This is a genomic window from Exiguobacterium sp. JMULE1 (assembly GCF_013337175.1).
GTDB classification, from domain to species: Bacteria; Bacillota; Bacilli; order Exiguobacteriales; family Exiguobacteriaceae; genus Exiguobacterium_A; species Exiguobacterium_A indicum.
In genome coordinates, this window is record NZ_SGWC01000002.1 from 741,772 (window position 1) to 760,141 (window position 18,370).

The window sequence follows — 18,370 nt, forward strand, 5'->3', positions numbered from 1 at the left end:
CTCAAATGTCCCTCTTTTTTTGAGGGGCATTTTTTTGTTATGGAATTATTCTGAATTTAAATTTTGTATTAAGAAGTCAGACATCGCTTCCGATAATCAGATGTAGAATGTCGGAAGGATGTGGAATGAATGAAACGGTGGAGTGGAATCATACTGGCATCGACACTTAGCCTCGCAGGGTGCGGCAGTGTCATCGATGATCCAGAACGGGCAGTCAAGGAACGAAAGGAAATGGCAGTCGTCTTGTCGGATGTGGGTCTTGGCGATCAATCATTCAGCGATGCGGCGATGAGCGGTATGGCGTTGTTACGCGAGAAGGAAGGTTGGTCAATCGATTACCGAGAGTTGAACGAAACGAAGACCTATAAAGTAGCATTCGAAGCGTTAGCGAAGAAGAAGCCGACCGTCATCGTCGGACTCGGATTCATGGGACAGACGGATCTTGAGACCGTTGCTAAAAAATATCCGAAACAACAATTCGCCTTGATTGATGCTGTATCGACGTTACCGAACGTACTCTCGGTTACGTTCAAAGAGGACGAAGGAAGCTATTTAGCGGGTGCGGCTGCAGGTATCCAAACGAAGACGAATACGATTGGTTTCGTCGGTGGGATGAAGTCACCTCTGATCGAAAAATTCGAAAAAGGATACATAGCTGGCGCAAAAGCCGTCAATCCAAAAACAAAAGTACTCGTCGAATACGCAGAGGACTTTGCAGCGCCTGAAAAGGGACGGACGCTCGCAAACGAAATGATGCAGAAAAAGGCAGACGTGTTATACGCAGCAGCGGGGTTGACGGGAAGCGGTGTCCTTGAGGCAGCGCAAACGAAGGGGAAAAAAGCGATCGGTGTCGATAGCGATCAGACCCCGATCGCACCTGACGCTGTCATGACGTCAATGCTAAAACAAGTTGATCTTGCGATCACGAAAATCGGACAAGATGTGGCTGCGAAAGGTCTACAGTCCGGACAAGTCGTCCTGGGTGTCAAAGAAGGGGCAATCCAGTTGGCTCCAATCCGAAACACGAACTTTACGGACGGGGAACGAAAAAAATTAGAGCAGCTACAACAAGACGTGCTCGAAGGTAAGGTGACGATCCAATGACGTTACGGAAACGATTTTTACTCTCCACGTTAGTGACGATTTTGAGTGTCGTCATCTTGATGGGATGGACTTTGTTCCAACTCCGTCAAATTCAGTCCTATAACGAAGATTACGGGAAACAGCTCGTTGAGATCTCAGAGCTTGAAACGAAGCTCTTATATGAACAGGCAGCATGGAACCGACTGGCAAGCCAACCGTCTGAAAGTCAGGCGGAGCAAGTACAGGCACTTAGCAAAAAGAACGAACAAGCCTTGAACCAGTTACAAAAGACGTATTTGATTCCAGCATTTCAAGAAGAGTTGAACCGGGCGGATATGAAATATAAGACGCTTGCTGCGAAACGGACGGAACTGACGGACGCGATGAATCCGATTGAGATTCGCTCCCATGCCGCACGAATCGAAGGTGTGCTCAGTGATCTCTATACGTTACATACGAAAAATGGAGAGTTTTATGGTGTCTTACAACGTGAAGCAAAAGACGAGACATTGAACCTGACGCGGACCGTCATGATTGCGACATTCATTCTCCTGATTGGTCTTGCGTTATACAACTGGTACTTCGCACGTAGCATCACGCGACCGATCAGCCGTGTCGTCCGGACAGCAGAACAGATTTCGGACGGAGACTTATCGCAGGAATTAGTCGTATCCGGTCGAAAAGATGAGATTGGTCGACTCGAGACAGCGGTTGCGCAGATGCAAGGAACATTGCATGAGGTCATCGGAACGATCAGTCGTTCGTCGAATACGATTCGTCAGATGAGTACGGAAGCGACGACGGAGAACGCGAACATCGTTGAAGTTTCTGGTAACATGACCCATGCGATCAATGAGATGGCGAGCGGGACACAAACGGTGTCGGACGATATCCAGACGACAGTCAGTACGATGTCCGATATGCAACAGCTCTTTGAAGAGAGTGAACAACGTGCACAAACGGCTTATGCAGAAGGACAGGCGGCCGATCACGTGATGGTTCAAAGTAGTTCCATCATGGAACAACAGGCCGCATCACTACGTGCATCAACAGAACAAAATCGCGAACTTGGTCAGAAACTGGAAGGTTTCTTAGAGCAGACGCAACAAATCGAACAGATGGCGCAACTCGTCGCTGGAGTTTCTGCACAGACGAATTTATTATCACTTAATGCGGCCATCGAGGCGGCGCGGGCTGGGGAAGCCGGTCGTGGATTTGCCGTCGTAGCAAGTGAAGTTAAAAAGTTAGCGGATGAGACAAATGAGGCGACGCGCTCAATCTTCTCACTCGTTCGTTCGATTCGTCAGGATGGTGCTGTCTTACAAGAAGCACTCGTGCAAGCGGAGCGGGAGCAGACGAATCAGGTCGAGAACTTCACACACGTTCAAGAAGCATTCGGTGAGACGCGTCAAAAGGTAGCAAGTGTGACGGAAACGCTCGATTACGTGACGAAACAACTCGTTCATTCGAAACAACAAGCCCGTCATGTCGTTGGTCAAGTCAGTACAGTCAGTGGCGTCATGGAAGAACTTGCAGCCGGAAACGAAGAAATTGCTGCTTCGATGCGTGATCAACAGGCATCGTTCGAACAGATTCATCAATTGATGCAAGAACTCGAATCGACGACGACGTCGCTTGACAGTCAGACACATCAATTCAAAATTTAATGAACACAGCAAAAAGTGCACGCTTTCTCAGGAAGAGAAGGCGTGCACTTTTTCTTGAATCGACTTATTAGACTTATTAGAAGAAGCTTTCTGGATCGAGCTCATTCGTCCGTCCATTCGCATCATACTGGTATCCACCATCGTGGATTTCAAAATGCAAGTGTGGACCAGTTGAGTTACCGGTGCTTCCGAGAACACCGATTTGCTGTCCTTGTTTGACTTGTTGTCCCTGTTTAACGTTTAAGGCATTCATATGAGCATACACGGTCGTATATGTTTTCCCGTCGATATTATGAGAGATATAGACGTGATTTCCGTAAGGACCACCTGAACTTGCTAAGATGACTGTTCCGCTTGCAGACGCAACGATTGGCGAGTTGAGTGGACCAGCGAAGTCTGTTCCGTTGTGGTACGCATAACCATTACTTCCGCTTGCTGCACCCATTCCTTGCGAAACAGAGCCTTGAGCAGGTTTGATGAATTTACCTTTTGCTTTTGAGATGACTTTCGTACTGGCCTTGCTAACAGATGCTGGCGCTGCCGATTGTTTCGCGGCTTTTGCGGCAGCTACTTTTGCAGCACGAGCTGCCGCTTTTTCAGCTGCTTCCTGTGCCTTCAGTTGGGCCGATGCCTCTTTCAGGCTGAGGATATTGGATTCTATTTTTTTCTTTTGTGACGTCAAGCGTTTCAAAAGGGCTGTTCGTTTTTGTTTCTCTTCTTTCAGTTCACGTTGTTTCTTTTTTAAAACATTACGATCTTCAATCAAGTCTTGGCGTGTCTGCTTCAATTCTTCTTTCGCAGCTGCCAGTTCTTTTTTGTTTGATTCGTAATCTTTTAACAAAGAAGCATCGCTTTCCGCAATCGTATTGAAGGCATTGAAGCGGCTAATCATATCACCGACATCTTTTGCGCCGAAGACGGCTTCAAGCAGCGGGGCATTATCGGCTTTAGACTGACGAACTGCCAGGCGATCACCGAGCATTTTTTCTTGCTTCTTGATTTTCTTTTGTAACTTTTCGATTTTATCTTCTAATCGAGCAATCTGTTTCGTGTTTTCGTCGATCTTCTTTTGATTTTCGACGACTTGTAATGTCAGCCCGTTAATCTGTTGATCCAGGGCGTAGACTTGTTGCTGTGCTTTAGATAATTGATTATTTTTTTGAGACAACGCCTCGCGTTGCTTCGATTGTTGTTGCTGGTTTTGTTGTTGCTTTTCTTTATATGAGCTTGCCGCGTCGACGGGAGTTGTCGTCATGAGCGGACTTGCGAGTAAAGTGAGTGTCATGAGCGATAGCCCGAGTGACTTTCCGAAAGGTCGTTTCATAAACTAAGCGTCATTCCTTTCCCTTGTGAAGTGTTACCTATCCCACTCTAACAAGAAAATCGAAAAATCCACTTTACAATTCTTTTAAAAAAATACAAGAGAAACTAGCAGAAAGTATGAAGAATTTATGAAAATAACGATAGAGAAGTAAAAGGACATGCTTGAATCGTTGATATAGAAGGAAAAATTGAGGAACGATTGATTGATTTCCGAATGATGTCATAGGATATATTTTTGTAACATCATATAAATAGAACGTTTATTAATGTTTGAAAAAGGTATAAGTATAGTTTTTGTGAAATGAAAAAGTGCCCCGAAAGGCACTCAGCACGAATCATTCTTCATAAATCATCTTTCGTGTCATTCCACCGTCTAGGACCAATGTTTCGCCCGTCAAGAAATCGTTATCTGGGTGTGTCAGATAGAGAGCCGCACGAGCGACATCACTTGGTTTTCCGACGCGACCAGCTGGATGTTGACTATGATCTTCAGGTGATAATTCTTGATAGTCACCGGTTTCAATCCAACCAGGAGCAATCGCGTTGACGAGAATTCCGTCTTCTCCAAGTGAGACAGCAAGTGCATGGGTCAGAGCAAAAATGCCACCTTTCGTCGACGCATAGGATTCCGTATGCGGTTCCGACATAAAGGCGCGGGTCGAAGCAAGGTTGATGATTCGACCACCACTTTTACTTTGTTTCAAATAGGGTGTAGCCGCCTTAGTTGTCAAGAAGATGCTACGCAGATTCGTATGATGAACTCGGTCCCATTCCTCAAGCGATAATTCGAGTAATGGTTTTCGAATCATAATTCCAGCGTTGTTGATGACAATGTCGATGCGACCAGTATGTTCAATCGCTTTTTCAATCAACAGTTGAACGTCTTTTTCATGTTGGATATCGAGGTGATAGAAGTAAGCCGTACCACCATCTTCTTCAATTTGTTGGACCAATTCGTCTCCTGTCATCTGATCGATATCAGCAAGAACGACATTTGCGCCATGCGCAGCATAGGTGCGGGCGAGTTCTGCACCAATTCCATTCGCAGCTCCTGTAATGATGACGGTTTGATTAACATGATTCATAAAAATCATCCTTTCTGTAACGCTTCTCTCCCTTTTTTACCGTTCCATCATATCCTGAAACCTGACAGGATTATCATCCGTAGGAACAGGGAAATAGAAAAGCGTTGAAGTTACTTTAGAATGGGGGAAAATAGGAATGAAATTCTCGAATCAACAATTAGAAAAACAACAAAATCAATATGCCGAAGATGCAAAAGATTATATCGATCGTCCGAAAAAGACGAATTCGTTGTTACAACGAGCAACTGCAAAGATAAACAGTAACTCTCGTTTGTCCGTCGTCTTCTCACCGTTGACGTTATTCGTCGATATGATTCGCGCGTACCAGTCAGGTGAATATCGCAACATTCGTCGTACGACGATCTTAAAAGTAATCGGAGCGTTGATTTACCTCGTGTCACCGATTGACCTCGTACCTGATTTCGTACTCGGATTTGGTTTCGCAGACGATATCGCGGTCATCCTTTTCGTCACGAAAACAGTCTTTGAAGAATTGACACGTTTCAGTGACTGGCAAGATGAACAACAAAAGCGCCGTACGCAACCAGTACAAAGTGAGGATGCGTATTAATCAAATAGATGATCCGAGCGACTTCACTATGAGAAGTCGCTCTTTCTGATGTAAAAAGAGCCGTTTCCTGTACGCCTTCTTGAAAGTTCGATACACTAGAAATAGTTGGTAAAGGGGGAGGAGGGACGAAGATGGGACATCACTGGATGGAGTCATACGGTTATATTGGCATCATGATGACGCTCATGTTTCCATTCATACCGAGCGAAGTGCCGCTAGCGTATGCCGGATATCTCGTCCACACGGCACAGGCGAATCTGCTATTCATGTTGTTCCTCGCTGTAGTGAGCTTCGTCATTAGTCAGAACCTCTTCTTTACGATTGGTCAGTTCGGGAGTGAACGGTTATTGAACCGTTTATTCAAATGGTTTCGGATTTCGGAAACAAAAATGCTTCAGTTTCAGACACAAATGGAGACGAAGGGACGCTATATTCTCCTTCTGTCCCCGATGTGGCGCATCGGATTTGCGATTGGTGCCGGTCTGACTGGTGTTTCACGCTGGACGTTTACCGTCGTGACGACGATTTCCTTTTTCCTTTGGTCGGCGATCTTCATTTGGGGCGGGAAAGCCGTCGGGCATGAATGGCGAAAATTGCACCATCTCAATCATCCAATAGTTTGGATTGGTTTAGGTGTGTTGATTACGGTTGGCTACTTGATTCAAAAAAAGAGAAAAGCAAAAAAAGAAATCTAAAAGGAGTGGGAACATGGCAATTATCTTATTCGATATTGACGGTACATTGATCGATTCAACGGAACAGATGACAGAAGCAATCCATCGGGCGATGGAGGACATGCCGCATCTTCCAAAACCTTCTAAAGCTAGTGTACAAGCAAGTTATGGTTTAGCAGGAAGTGCCTTTTGGCGTAAGGCGATTCCAGAAGCCTCAGAAGAGGATATTCGGTTGATTCGTAAAAAAAGACATGGTCATCTAGAAGCGACGATGGCAGAACAGAATGTCTTGTTTGATGGAATTCGATCCTTATTAGAAGCGCTAGTGTCTGCAGGACATACCATTTCAACAGCGAGTAATTGTGGCAACCACTATCTTAACCTTGTGCTGGATAGTCAAGACATTCGTTCGTTTTTCACGAGTCCGAAATGCTTAGAATCCGTCAACGGGAAAGAAAAGGCGGATATTTTACGAGCGCACCGTGAGGAGTTTGGGGAAGAGTCCTACTGGATGATCGGAGATCGGTCTTCCGATGTGGAAGCGGCTCGTAAGGAAAAGATGCCGGTCGTTTTATGCCAGTACGGTTTTGGGACACAATCCGAGTGGGATTCGGCAGACCATGTCATCGAGTCACCGCTTGACTTACTGACAGTGATCAAATAAATGCACCAAAAAGCCAAGCTCGATCCGTCGATTTTTTAGACGGTCGGCTTGGCTTTTTTTGTGATGAGAGAACGATAACGATGAACTTACTCGAAATCCAGTCGGTATGGTTCTGCACTCATCCATGGACGGAATCTCCGGAAGAGCAGGTGGAACACTAGACAAAGGATGACCGGCAAGAAGATGAATAATCCCAGAACAAATGTCATGTTGAACAATGTCCAGCCTCCTGACATCAGATGTAACGCATTGATCGGACCGATTAATCCAGACATTCCGAAGCCGGCACTAAACGGTGTACCTTGGATGCCGAGCATTCCTGCTAGTGCGCCAAGGATAGCAGCACTACACATGACAGGAAGAATCATCAAGGGATTACGGATGAAGTTCGCCATCTGGATTTTAGGAGAACCAAGAAAATGAGCAATCGACGTTCCGCGCGAATTGGCTTGCCACCCGGCAATCGCAAGACCGAATCCAGCGGCACAGACGCCTAGATTTGCAGCTCCGGCGGCAACACCCGATAGACTGATGGCGGTCGCAATACCGACCGTTGAAAGCGGAGAGACGATCAGTACGGAAAAAGTAATCGCAATCAGAATACCCATTAAGACGGGTTGAAGTGCCGTAAAGTCTGAGATGACATGTCCGATCGCTGTCGTGATCCGTGTCACGAACGGATACGTCAAAACACCAATCCCACCGGCACCGACAATCAAAATCGTTGGCATGACAAGCACCGTATACGTCTTGAAACGTTCACCGATCAATAAGACGATTGCCGTCGCAACAGCTGCCGTCAGTCCGGCATTGATGACGTCGCCCGTGCCGACGAAAACGAAGGTCGCATCTGCACGAGTTGCAACGCCTGAGCCAACGACCGTCGCGAGTCCAATCGACGTGGTCGCAATCGGTGTCACTTTAAATTGCATGGCTACGGCAACACCAATCACCATCGGCAAAAGGCGCATCGCGAGTGTAGTGGCATCTAAAACATGCTGGGCTCCGGATACGTATGGCAACAACGCCTTAGCGAGTTCACCGAGTAGTGCTCCCGGAATGAGGGCAACAAGAATTCCGATACTGAGTCCGTTTAAAACATGAACAGCGAATTGACGTGGCTGACGCAAAATAGATGAATCCATACAAATCCTCTCCTTATGTAATGCTTTTGTGCATAACAGTATAAAAGTTATGAATTGTGTTTTATCTTACGGTAAGAACAGAAGGACGTCAAGAAAAAGTTAGAAAATTCCAAACAAGCAAAGGATTCGTCTTTCAGAAACGGAATTGTTACAGTGAAGAAGTACATTGAATGAGGAGGTCATGAATCATGTCAGAACAACGTATCGTATTAGCAGCACGACCAAACGGAAAACCAACAGGGGAAACATTCCGCTATGAATCATTTGAGTTAACAGAGCTGAAGGAAGGACAAGTCGCACTGGAGTCACTCTATATCTCGGTCGATCCATATATGCGTGGTCGTATGAACGATGCGCGTTCTTATTCGCAACCATTTGAGATTGATGAACCGATTCACGGAGGTGTCGTAGCACGTGTCATCGAGTCTAAAAGTGAAGGGCTCAAGTCAGGTGATGTCGTTGTCGGGATGCTCGATTGGGCAACAAAAGTAGTCGTCGATGCGAAAACCGTTCGTAAAATCGATGAGCAAATCGCACCGATTTCAACAGCACTTGGTGTTCTCGGAATGACAGGGATGACAGCGTATTTCGGATTGCTTGATATCGGGAATCCACAACCAGGGGAAACGGTCGTCGTATCGGCAGCAGCAGGGGCTGTTGGATCGATCGTTGGTCAAATCGCTAAAATCAAAGGCGCACGTGTCGTCGGAATCGCAGGAAGTGACGAAAAGCTACAACACTTGAAAGCAGATCTTGGTTTTGATGAAGTCATCAATTATAAAACGGAAGACATCCGGGAAGCGTTAGACCGGACATGTCCAGACGGCATCGATGTCTATTTTGAAAACGTCGGTGGGGAAATCGGTGATGCAGTTCTTGATCGACTCAATCCATTCGCGCGGGTACCAGTCTGCGGTGCCATTTCTGGATATAACGCACAACAGGACATCGGTCCACGTGTTCAATCGAAATTAATCATCGCGCGTGCGCGCATGCAAGGTTTCTTAGTGGGCGATTATGGCAAACGATTCAAGGAGGCGGCTGAGCAACTCGGTCAATGGGTTAGTGAAGGAAAGTTACAATACGAAGAAACGATCTTTGAAGGATTCGATCGTGTACCAGATGCTTTCCTTGGCTTGTTCGATGGGTCGAACACGGGGAAACTATTAGTAAAAGTGAAGTAAATATGCCAAAAGAGGTTGCGGAATCATTTCCGCAACCTCTTTTTCAATGGCGTAAGATTCATGAATCTTTTCGATCGCGCTCGAGCTCTTCAGGATCAGGATCCGGATGTTGTGTTTCCGCAGGCTTGATTCCGGGATCGGATGTCTCAGCTGGATCAGGATCCGGGTGAAGACCAACGTCTGCCTTTTCATCTGGTAAATCATGATTTTTTTCGTTTAACATGTCCAGTCATCTCCTTTTATCAATACGTAGTAATGTTTCCCCGTTTTTTAAATCCAAAACAATCAGGGTGCATAGGATTCGTTTTTGAAAACATGTGAATGACTTCCACGGACAAGAAAGTGAAAGCGGTCGATTTCCTAGGAAATACAGGTTGACTGAACTGGAATGTAAGGAAAATCCAAAAAAGCTTCATGAAGTCTTTACAAAAACCTTGCAAGTCCTTCAAGTAGCCTTTGAACTGCTTCCGTAGACTAAGAAAGAGTTGAAAAGAGGAAGGGTGTTTACGTGTGAGTGATCAAAAATGGAAACGACAAATCATGCAACAACTGAACTGGGTCCGCGAAGAGAAAAAACGGCTGACGAGCGCGACGACCGCAAGTAAAGATGCACTCGAAAAACTCCGTCAGTTAGACGTCTTGCGACTGCCGACGGTTCGAACTTCTAATAACACGACGACACGTTACCGACAAAATAGCCAAGCGTCACTACTAGATCAATTGGATGTCTCACATATACCGATCCGGACGACGACGCGTTATTATGAAAAACGATCAATCGAAATAGCCATCGTCTGTTCGGAATTCATGTATGCCTACTATGAAGATGCGGCTCATCTTCATTACGTTAATTCTGATACGTTTGAGGATGTCTTCAAACGCCCAATTGATCTATTTTTAGTTATTTCGTCTTGGAAAGGACTCCAAAATGATGATTGGAAAGGTGTCGCCACACCGAATTCCAAGAAGCGAAACCGATTACTTGCGATGATGCAAGAAGTGAGAGATAAAGGCATTCCAGTCGTTTTTCAATCGACAGAAGATCCGAGCAATCATGAACGTTTTCAAGACGTGGCGCAAGCTGCGGATTACGTTCTGACTTCAGATGAGGCGATGATTCCTGAATACCGTGTCTTATGTGGACACGATCGGATCATGGCGATGCCGTTTGGTGTCAATCCACTGATTCATAATCCAATCGGGGCGACACGTAGCCGAAAGAAGGGCGTCTTATTTGCCGGTAGCTGGATGGCGAAATATCCGGAACGTGTGAAAGATACGGAAATGTTATTTGATGGGGTGATGCAATCCTCGCACGAACTCGATATCGTGGACCGAAATTATCATCTCGACTTACCAGCTTATCAGTTTCCGGAGCGCTATCAATCACGGGTCGCACCAGCGATTCCTTATGATGCCTTACAACAAGTCAGTAAATGTTATGACTGGGTTTTGAACTTGAACAGCATCAAATACAGCAAAACGATGTGTGCCCGTCGCGTTTATGAATCACAAGCACTCGGGAATTTGATTCTGTCGAATTACAGTATCGCCGTCAATAATGAATTTCCGAATATTTTTACCGTGCATGACGCACAAGAGGCGACGGCAATCGTGGAGCGCACGTCGCAAGAAGAAATCGAACGGTTACGAGCAGAAGGACTTCGTGCCGTCATGACGGGGCATACGGTCTTCGAGCGGATGGATCAGATTCTAGCGTTCATCGGGCGCATACCTGAGACACAAAAACATCGTTTACTAGTCGTCGTCGCTCAGGACGGAGAAGACATCCGTAACGTAATCGATCGCCAAAGTCTCACACCCGATGCAATCGTTTCTGTGGATGCATTAACGGAGCAACTTTACAATCAAGCAGATCTCGTTGCTTGGATGGATGGACAGGAATCCTATGGTGAGTATTATCTAGAGGATCTTGTGAATGGTTTTAAATACAGTGATGCCAGCATCGTTCGCAAAGGAAGTGAGTATCCGTATCATGTACAAGAGATGAGCGGTAGCCGAAACGGTGCGATTGTTTGGCGGTCAGCTATCGGATATGACATGTTCCAGGCAGATGAACTGAACGGAAAAACACTGTTGCTCGATCAATTTGAGTGGAACGAGCAGACGGTAGTTCCGACGAATCAGACTCCGCAACTGTCGGTCGTCGTTCCAATCTATAACAATGGAAAACACCTCACGTATAAATGTTTCGCCAGTCTCACGCGGATGGATCGATTCATGGAGTCAGAGATTTTACTCGTAGATGATGGATCGACGGACAGAGCGACACGTCAAGCCGTAGAGCGTCTCGCACGACGTCATGAAAATGTCAGAACCTATTTCTTTGAGACAGGTGGAAGCGGTAGTGCTTCACGTCCGCGTAACAAAGGAGTCGAGATGGCACGAGCTGACTACGTGACGTTCCTTGATCCGGATAACGAGGTGCTCAGTGATCGATACGCCTTTTTGCTTCAAGAACTAGAAAAAGATCCATCACTTGATTTTGTGGCAGGGCATATGAAAAAGCTTGCCGAGAAGACAAGTATCATCGCCTTACCGACGATTCGTAAACAAGGACGAACGGTTTGCGAGGATCCGAAAGCTTTTCTATTGAAACATCGGTTTGCGGTACAAAGCATTCAAGCACTCGTCGTCCGTCGCACCTTCTTGCTTGAACATCAATTGGAACAGGTCGTCGGTGCGGTTGGTCAGGACTCCTTGTTCTTCCAAGAATTGATGCTTCGCGCGAACCGTGTCTTACTCGTCAATCGAGTTATCCACTATTACTACGCAGCTGTTGCGGGGTCGACCGTGAATGCATTGACGGTGAAGTTCTTCGAACGAAGTGTCGTCCGAGAGCGGGCACGTGCTGAGAAATTCGCTCGTTATGGAGTGCTAGAGGAATACAAGGAAACTCGATTCGAGCATTTCTTTGAGCATTGGTATCTTGTCAAATTACGCTACTGCAGTGATAAGGATTTTGCACCGAGTGTCGCATTGTTGCGAACAATCATCGGATTCTATGAACCCATCACGTTGACGAACCCATTGATCCGTCAGTTCATAGAACTTGCGGATCGACAGGAGACGGATCGACTTCAACACTTATTACTCGAGGAGGTGCAGAAATGACGGCATCGATGAAAACAGCACGCCCCAAGGATCAAATCCGAGCTGCCTACTACGATCAGTTAGGTGGTGGATTCGGTAAAAAAGTTCGCGCACGTGTTCACTGGATCGTTCGACAAGCAAAAGGGGAGCACATTTTAGATATCGGGTGTTCGGGTGGAGTCGTTCCGATTTTACTTGGACGGGAAGGGAAACACGTCGTCGGAATCGATGTACTACCGGAAGCAATCATCGAGGCCAAACAAGCCTTACTGGAGGAACCAACATCCGTTAAAGAAAAGGTGGAATTACATGAAGCAAATGTTATGACATACACACCTGACATTCAATTCGATACAGTCTTGATGACGGAAGTACTGGAACATATCGGAGAGCCAGAGCGCTTTATCGCCCGTGCCGTCTCGTTCATCGCACCAGAAGGACGACTCGTCATCACAGTCCCATTCGGAGTAAACGATTATGCGGATCATAAACGGACATACTATTTAAATCAATTGCTTGAGCAGTTGACACCCTTCGGTAAAATCGAGACGATCGAGCGGATTGATAAGTGGCTCGGGGTCACGATCCAAGTCTATCCGGAACCTCGAGAGGGTCGAGCAATTTTACCAGCGGAAGTCGAATGGCTCGAGGATGCCTTTGAAGAGGTGGAACGATTGCATCTGGCAACGATCCTTGATTTAAAACGCAAGCAACAGAATCTAGAACGGAAAGTGCAACGGTTAGGAGAACAAACGGAAGAATTGGAGCATATTCGAGCAGAATCGCTACGTCATGAACAGCAACTGCAGGAACAGCATGAACAATACAAGATGCTTGAAGAACAATATGCCGCACTGCTTGATCGATTCGAAGGATCACTGGTGACAAATCTGGAATTGTTGGAGGCGAATGCATCATGGAAATCAAAATACCGCTCACTCGCGCGCTCAAAACTCGGAAAAGTCGTCGTCCGCTACTGGAAGTTCCGACGTCAACTCAAACAACACCGGAGTCGTCGATGAACGTCTTGATGATTTGTCAAAATTTCTATCCAGAAATCGGTAGTGCGGCAAACCGAATGAAGAATATCTTCAAGCGGATGGAACAAGCGGGAAATGATGTCCATGTGCTAACGTCAGAACCGCTCTATCCAACGGCAGAACTCTATACGGACTCGATGTTCTGGGATGAACCGAGCCTCGATACGGCTCATGTGACCCGTATTCAGCCGCGTGACGTCCGGGCAACGAATAATTTATGGCGACGTCTTCGCTTGTTCGTCGAACAATTCGTGCTCGCGATTAAAGAGGTGCGGCATGACCCGAAATCCTATGCCTACATCTATGCGACGACGCCATCCATCTTCATGGGACTCGTTGGGGTCGTCGCGAAACATGTCAAAAAGGCTCCTTTGATTCTCGATGTACGTGACTTATGGCCGGAATCGTTGATTGGCGTCGGCATCACGAAATCGCGTCTCTTATTGACTCCGCTCTACTGGCTTGAAAAGTGGATGTATCGTCAGGCCGATCAATTGGTCATCAACAGTGAGGGGTTTCGATCGTATATTGAAGGGCGGGGCATTGCACCGGAAAAAATTCATTACATCCCGAACTCCATCGAGGAAAATGAGTGGTTGATCAAACGCCGAAAAGTATCGGAACAAGTGCGCGTCGTGTATACAGGGAATATCGGACTCGCACAAGATGTGTTCTTGTTGCTTGACGTCGCACAGGAACTTCAACAAGAACAGGATATCTGCTTTCAAGTCGTCGGTTACGGCTATCACAAGCAAACGTTCGAACGACTCGTCAAGGAACGTGGATTGACGAATATCGAGTTTCTTGACGCGATGCCACGCTGGGATGCGTTGAAACAACTCGCGAAGAGTGACATCGCCTTTGCGACACTCGTCGAGAGTACAGCGTTCGATACAGTGACACCAGGCAAAATCATCGACTACATGGCGATGGGCTGTGCCATCGTCGGTGCGGTATCCGGTCATGCGGCGCATGTCATTGAAGAAGCAGGAGCCGGTTATGTGTCTGTCCAGCGGAAAAAAGAGGAGATCGTTGATCATATTCTCGAGTTATCACGAAATCCAGAGAAACGTGCAGCGATGGGACGGGCGGGTGTGGATTACGTCCAACGCCATTTCGATTGGGAACAAAATGAACAGCGCTTGTTTGAAGCCATCGAACAAACGCAGTCACGAAAGGCGGTCGCAGAATGAAGCGCATTGGAATGTTTGTTTGGAATCCGTTTACGAATGATGCCCGTGTCTTACGTGAATGTACGGCACTTGTCGAAGCAGGACACCGCGTAGACCTATACTGCTTAAATGACGGAACACTTCCAGAAGTCGAATACCCGATGTCTGGGTTTCGCGTCATTCGAATCGACCGGACGCCACCTTTTGCGAGGTGGCTCCCGTTCTTTCGCAAACGGAAAAAACGGACCCTTGTGATCGGATTGATGGGTGCGCTTCTTGCGCCATGGCTTATTCCCGTGATGCTCGTGCTCTTTTTACTCATGCGAAGTCGATTCATCCGTTACGCCCTATATAACAGTTTCGGCATTCTTCGTATGACACGTGCTGCCCGGAAGCATGATTATGACGTCATGCATGCGAACGATGTCAATACGTTACCACAAGCGATTGGAGCGGCGCGTGGTGCACAAATCGTCTATGACTCGCATGAAGTCCAAACCGATCGGACAGGATACGGAAGCATGCAAGGGAAACTAGAGCGCTGGTTGCTTCACTTCGTCGACCAGACGATCGTTGAAAATGACACGCGTGCAGATTATCATCAAAAATTATATGGAACCCGACCATCCGTCTTGCACAATTATCCGTTTTACGAACCGATTGTTCCGCAACCGCGACCGTTACGCGAAGAGTTAGCACTCGTACCAGACGAGCCGATTTTGTTGTATCAGGGCGGGATCCAGGAAGGACGTGGCCTAGAGCGACTCATTGAAGCGATGCCGTTCATCGATCGAGGAACACTTATTTTCGTTGGAGATGGAAAGTTAAAGGGGAAACTGATGCAACTGGCTACGCAATCATCGGAAAAGTCTCGTATCCGCTTCATTGATAAGGTTCCACTTGCTGAACTACCCAGTTACACGGCAGCGGCGACGGTCGGCTTTCAAGTCCTCCAGAACGTTTGCTTCAATCATTATTCCGCTTCTTCGAATAAACTATTCGAATACATGGCGGCGTTGATTCCTGTCATCGCGGCCGACTTACCAGAAATCCGTCGTGTCGTCGAAACAGAAGGAGTTGGATTAATCGTCGATGTCGAATCACCGCAGAGTATCGCCGAGGCGGTCAATCGTCTAGTGAAGGATGAGAACTTGCGACGGGCGATGCAGGAACGAGCAAGCGTAGCAAGGAGACAATACAACTGGGAGCAAGAAAAAGGTCGACTTCTTGCTGTCTATGACTCGATTTTCATGGAATCTAGCGCAAAATAAGAAAAATAGTCAACGACTCGAAGGGAAATCCACGTGCAATGAAGGAGGATTCCTGACGAGTCGTTTTGTTTCATTCGAATAGACACGAAGGATTCGCGAAAGCTTCATAAGATTTACAAAAACGATAGAAAACACTGGAAATGTAAGGTCTGTGAAGAATGGTTTAAGAGATGGTTAGAAGCATTGGAAAGCAAAGGAAATGTCGTTATGGTCTAGTTACAGCCAAGCCACAGACCGTTCGTTGGCTAGTATGACTAACTCGATGGAGGAATGACAAAATGAAACTTTGCACAATCGGACTAGGATATATTGGATTACCTTCTTCTGCGATGTTCGCGGATCATGGCACGGAAGTCGTAGGTGTCGACATCGATCCACAAATCGTCAATCTTCTGAACACGGGAACGATTCATATTGAAGAACCAGGACTCGAGGATGTCATCAAACGAGTCGTCGCGAACGGAAAATTCCGAGCGACACTTACGCCAGAACGAGCAGATGTCTTTTTAATCGCCGTTCCAACTCCTAACTTAAACGATACGTATAAATCGTGTGATTTGAAATATGTCATTTCAGCGGTTAACAACATGCTACCCTTCCTTGAAAAAGGGAACGTCGTCATCGTCGAATCGACGATTGCGCCACGAACGATGGATGATCATGTCCGTCCCTTAATCGAAGCAGCTGGATTTACGATCGGTGAGGACATTTATGTCGTCCATTGTCCCGAGCGTGTCTTGCCAGGACAAATCTTACATGAACTTATCCATAATAACCGAATCGTTGGTGGATTGACGCCAGCTTGTGCGGAGGCAGGTGCTGCCGTCTACGAAACATTCGTTCAAGGTGAAATCGTCCGGACAGATGCGAAGACAGCCGAAATGTCGAAGTTGATGGAGAATACGTTCCGCGATGTCAACATTGCTCTCGCAAATGAATTGACGCAAGTATGTCATCAGCTAGAGATCAACGTCTTAGATGTGATTGAGATGGCGAACATGCACCCACGGGTGAACTTGCATCATCCGGGACCGGGAGTGGGTGGTCACTGTCTCGCAGTGGATCCGTACTTCATCGTCGCAAAAGCCCCATCGCTTGCTCGCATCATTCATACGGCACGACAAACGAACGTTCAGATGCCACAATTCGTTGCCGAACAAGCAGCTCGTCTCGTCGGTTCGCGTGTCCGTCCAAAAATCGCCGTCTTTGGTGTCACGTATAAAGGAAACGTCGACGACATGCGCGAGAGTCCAGCTGTCGAAGTCATTGAACAATTACTCGACCGTGGACTTGACGTCGCTGTCTGTGATCCGCACGTCGAACGCTCGATTTCGACACGTTTCGAACTCGTCGATGAGCTGGAGGCGATTCAAGGCGCCGACCTAGCGCTTGTCTTAGTCGACCACGATGAATTCAAACAATTCGATTCACGTCGTCTCGCAAACTACATGCGGACACCGTTACTCTTTGATACGAAAGGGATCGTCAATGAGCTCGACGCTGTCAAAGTCCTGAACTTCGGTAATTTGCATACGCACCGCGTGACGGAAGTGGATGCGAAAGCGATATGAACGCGTTACGAACGATTGGGGGAGAGTTGAAGGATCATCTATATCTGATCTTTCGGCTCTCGCTTTATGAAACAAAGAGTCAATATAGCATGCAATACCTGGGTTGGTTTTGGGAGATCATGACGCCACTACTCCAAATCGGTGTCTACTGGGTCGTATTCGGCTTCGGGATTCGTGGTGGGCATCCAGTCGATGGAATTCCGTTCGTTTTTTGGCTCGTCAGCGGATTGATTGCTTGGTTCTTCATCGGCAGTACGATTCCAAGTGGTTCCCGGTCGATTTATGGTCGGGTCGCCCTCGTCTCGAAGATGCATTTTCCATTGAGTACGATTCCGGCGTATGTCATTTTGGCACAATTCTACCGTCATCTCGCGATGATTGCTTTGACGATCATTTTAGGATGTGCCTTCGGTTACTTCCCGGGATGGCATACGTTTGAACTCCTATATATCGTACCGGCGGGCGTCGTATTCCTCTATGCGGTTTCCTTATTGTTATCCGCACTTGCGACGATGATTCGAGATGTGCAAAACATGGTGACATCTGCGATTCGCATGCTGATGTATTTAACACCAATCATGTGGATTCCGCCAGATCACTCGTTATTTAAGATGTTGTTGATGTTAAACCCACTCGTTTATTTGATTGAGGGATATCGGTCCGCACTCATCGGAACGGGTTATCTGCTCGATCATATGTGGTACGGCGTGTATTTCTGGTGTATGACGCTCGCAATCTTACTTGTTGGAGCATCGATTCACATTCGATTCCGACGCTATTTCATCGATTACGTATAGGAGGGAGAA

At 46.9% G+C, this 18,370-nt stretch carries 16 protein-coding genes; 12 read left to right on the forward strand and 4 right to left on the reverse strand.

Annotated elements, in window-relative coordinates; translation table 11 throughout:
* Positions 1-129 precede the first annotated feature (129 nt).
* On the forward strand, positions 130-1,104 hold the full coding sequence (locus EXW93_RS03980) for a BMP family lipoprotein (RefSeq protein ID WP_023467450.1): 975 nt from the start codon (positions 130-132) through the stop codon (positions 1,102-1,104).
* Entirely contained in the window at positions 1,101-2,750 is a 1,650-nt protein-coding gene (locus tag EXW93_RS03985) for a methyl-accepting chemotaxis protein (RefSeq protein WP_174316048.1), read from the forward strand. Before EXW93_RS03980 ends, EXW93_RS03985 begins: the two co-directional genes overlap by 4 nt.
* Positions 2,751-2,826: 76 nt before the next feature.
* Here EXW93_RS03985 and EXW93_RS03990 read toward each other — a convergent pair whose 3' ends face one another.
* Positions 2,827-4,074, reverse strand: coding sequence for a murein hydrolase activator EnvC family protein (locus EXW93_RS03990; protein WP_023467452.1), 1,248 nt, complete (start codon positions 4,072-4,074; stop codon positions 2,827-2,829).
* 334 nt (positions 4,075-4,408) lie between these two features.
* The gene (locus EXW93_RS03995) at positions 4,409-5,158 is read right to left on the reverse strand and encodes an SDR family NAD(P)-dependent oxidoreductase (RefSeq protein WP_023467453.1); all 750 of its coding nucleotides are present in this window, start codon (positions 5,156-5,158) and stop codon (positions 4,409-4,411) included.
* Between the two features lie 136 nt (positions 5,159-5,294).
* Between EXW93_RS03995 and EXW93_RS04000 the strand changes: the two genes are divergently transcribed.
* The 3 genes from EXW93_RS04000 to EXW93_RS04010 all read left to right on the forward strand — a co-directional run bounded on the left by EXW93_RS04000 (position 5,295) and on the right by EXW93_RS04010 (position 7,067).
* The gene (locus EXW93_RS04000; RefSeq protein WP_174316049.1) at positions 5,295-5,729 is read left to right on the forward strand and encodes a YkvA family protein; all 435 of its coding nucleotides are present in this window, start codon (positions 5,295-5,297) and stop codon (positions 5,727-5,729) included.
* A gap of 131 nt (positions 5,730-5,860) precedes the next feature.
* Entirely contained in the window at positions 5,861-6,424 is a 564-nt protein-coding gene (locus tag EXW93_RS04005) for a DedA family protein (RefSeq protein WP_035398399.1), read from the forward strand.
* Between the two features lie 13 nt (positions 6,425-6,437).
* Complete coding sequence (locus EXW93_RS04010) at positions 6,438-7,067, forward strand: HAD family hydrolase (RefSeq protein WP_035398397.1); 630 nt, start codon at positions 6,438-6,440, stop codon at positions 7,065-7,067.
* An 86-nt stretch (positions 7,068-7,153) separates the two neighbouring features.
* On the opposite strand, the gene EXW93_RS04015 is transcribed toward EXW93_RS04010, so the two are convergent.
* A complete protein-coding gene (locus EXW93_RS04015; protein WP_055966945.1) occupies positions 7,154-8,212 on the reverse strand; it encodes a PTS sugar transporter subunit IIC in 1,059 nt (352 codons plus the stop codon).
* A gap of 188 nt (positions 8,213-8,400) precedes the next feature.
* Here EXW93_RS04015 and EXW93_RS04020 point away from each other — a divergent pair, with 188 nt between their 5' ends.
* Positions 8,401-9,396 (forward strand): NADP-dependent oxidoreductase, encoded by a 996-nt coding sequence (locus EXW93_RS04020; RefSeq protein WP_023467457.1) that lies wholly within the window; start codon positions 8,401-8,403, stop codon positions 9,394-9,396.
* Positions 9,397-9,454: 58 nt separating this feature from the next.
* Here EXW93_RS04020 and EXW93_RS04025 read toward each other — a convergent pair whose 3' ends face one another.
* Complete coding sequence (locus EXW93_RS04025) at positions 9,455-9,619, reverse strand: hypothetical protein (protein WP_023467459.1); 165 nt, start codon at positions 9,617-9,619, stop codon at positions 9,455-9,457.
* Between the two features lie 287 nt (positions 9,620-9,906).
* Here EXW93_RS04025 and EXW93_RS04030 point away from each other — a divergent pair, with 287 nt between their 5' ends.
* The 6 genes from EXW93_RS04030 (at position 9,907) to EXW93_RS04055 (ending at position 18,361) form a co-directional block, all read left to right on the forward strand.
* Positions 9,907-12,531 carry a glycosyltransferase gene (locus EXW93_RS04030; protein ID WP_174316050.1) on the forward strand — a complete coding sequence of 875 codons (2,625 nt, stop codon included), beginning with the start codon at positions 9,907-9,909 and terminating at the stop codon, positions 12,529-12,531.
* Positions 12,528-13,532 carry a class I SAM-dependent methyltransferase gene (locus EXW93_RS04035; RefSeq protein ID WP_035398389.1) on the forward strand — a complete coding sequence of 335 codons (1,005 nt, stop codon included), beginning with the start codon at positions 12,528-12,530 and terminating at the stop codon, positions 13,530-13,532. The genes EXW93_RS04030 and EXW93_RS04035 overlap by 4 nt, the downstream gene beginning before the upstream one ends.
* Complete coding sequence (locus tag EXW93_RS04040; RefSeq protein WP_235147622.1) at positions 13,427-14,743, forward strand: glycosyltransferase family 4 protein; 1,317 nt, start codon at positions 13,427-13,429, stop codon at positions 14,741-14,743. The genes EXW93_RS04035 and EXW93_RS04040 overlap by 106 nt, the downstream gene beginning before the upstream one ends.
* Positions 14,740-15,993 (forward strand): glycosyltransferase family 4 protein, encoded by a 1,254-nt coding sequence (locus tag EXW93_RS04045; protein ID WP_174316051.1) that lies wholly within the window; start codon positions 14,740-14,742, stop codon positions 15,991-15,993. Before EXW93_RS04040 ends, EXW93_RS04045 begins: the two co-directional genes overlap by 4 nt.
* Positions 15,994-16,271: 278 nt before the next feature.
* Positions 16,272-17,564 (forward strand): nucleotide sugar dehydrogenase, encoded by a 1,293-nt coding sequence (locus tag EXW93_RS04050; protein WP_023467466.1) that lies wholly within the window; start codon positions 16,272-16,274, stop codon positions 17,562-17,564.
* Positions 17,561-18,361, forward strand: coding sequence for an ABC transporter permease (locus tag EXW93_RS04055; RefSeq protein ID WP_023467468.1), 801 nt, complete (start codon positions 17,561-17,563; stop codon positions 18,359-18,361). The genes EXW93_RS04050 and EXW93_RS04055 overlap by 4 nt, the downstream gene beginning before the upstream one ends.
* Positions 18,362-18,370: the final 9 nt, after the last annotated feature.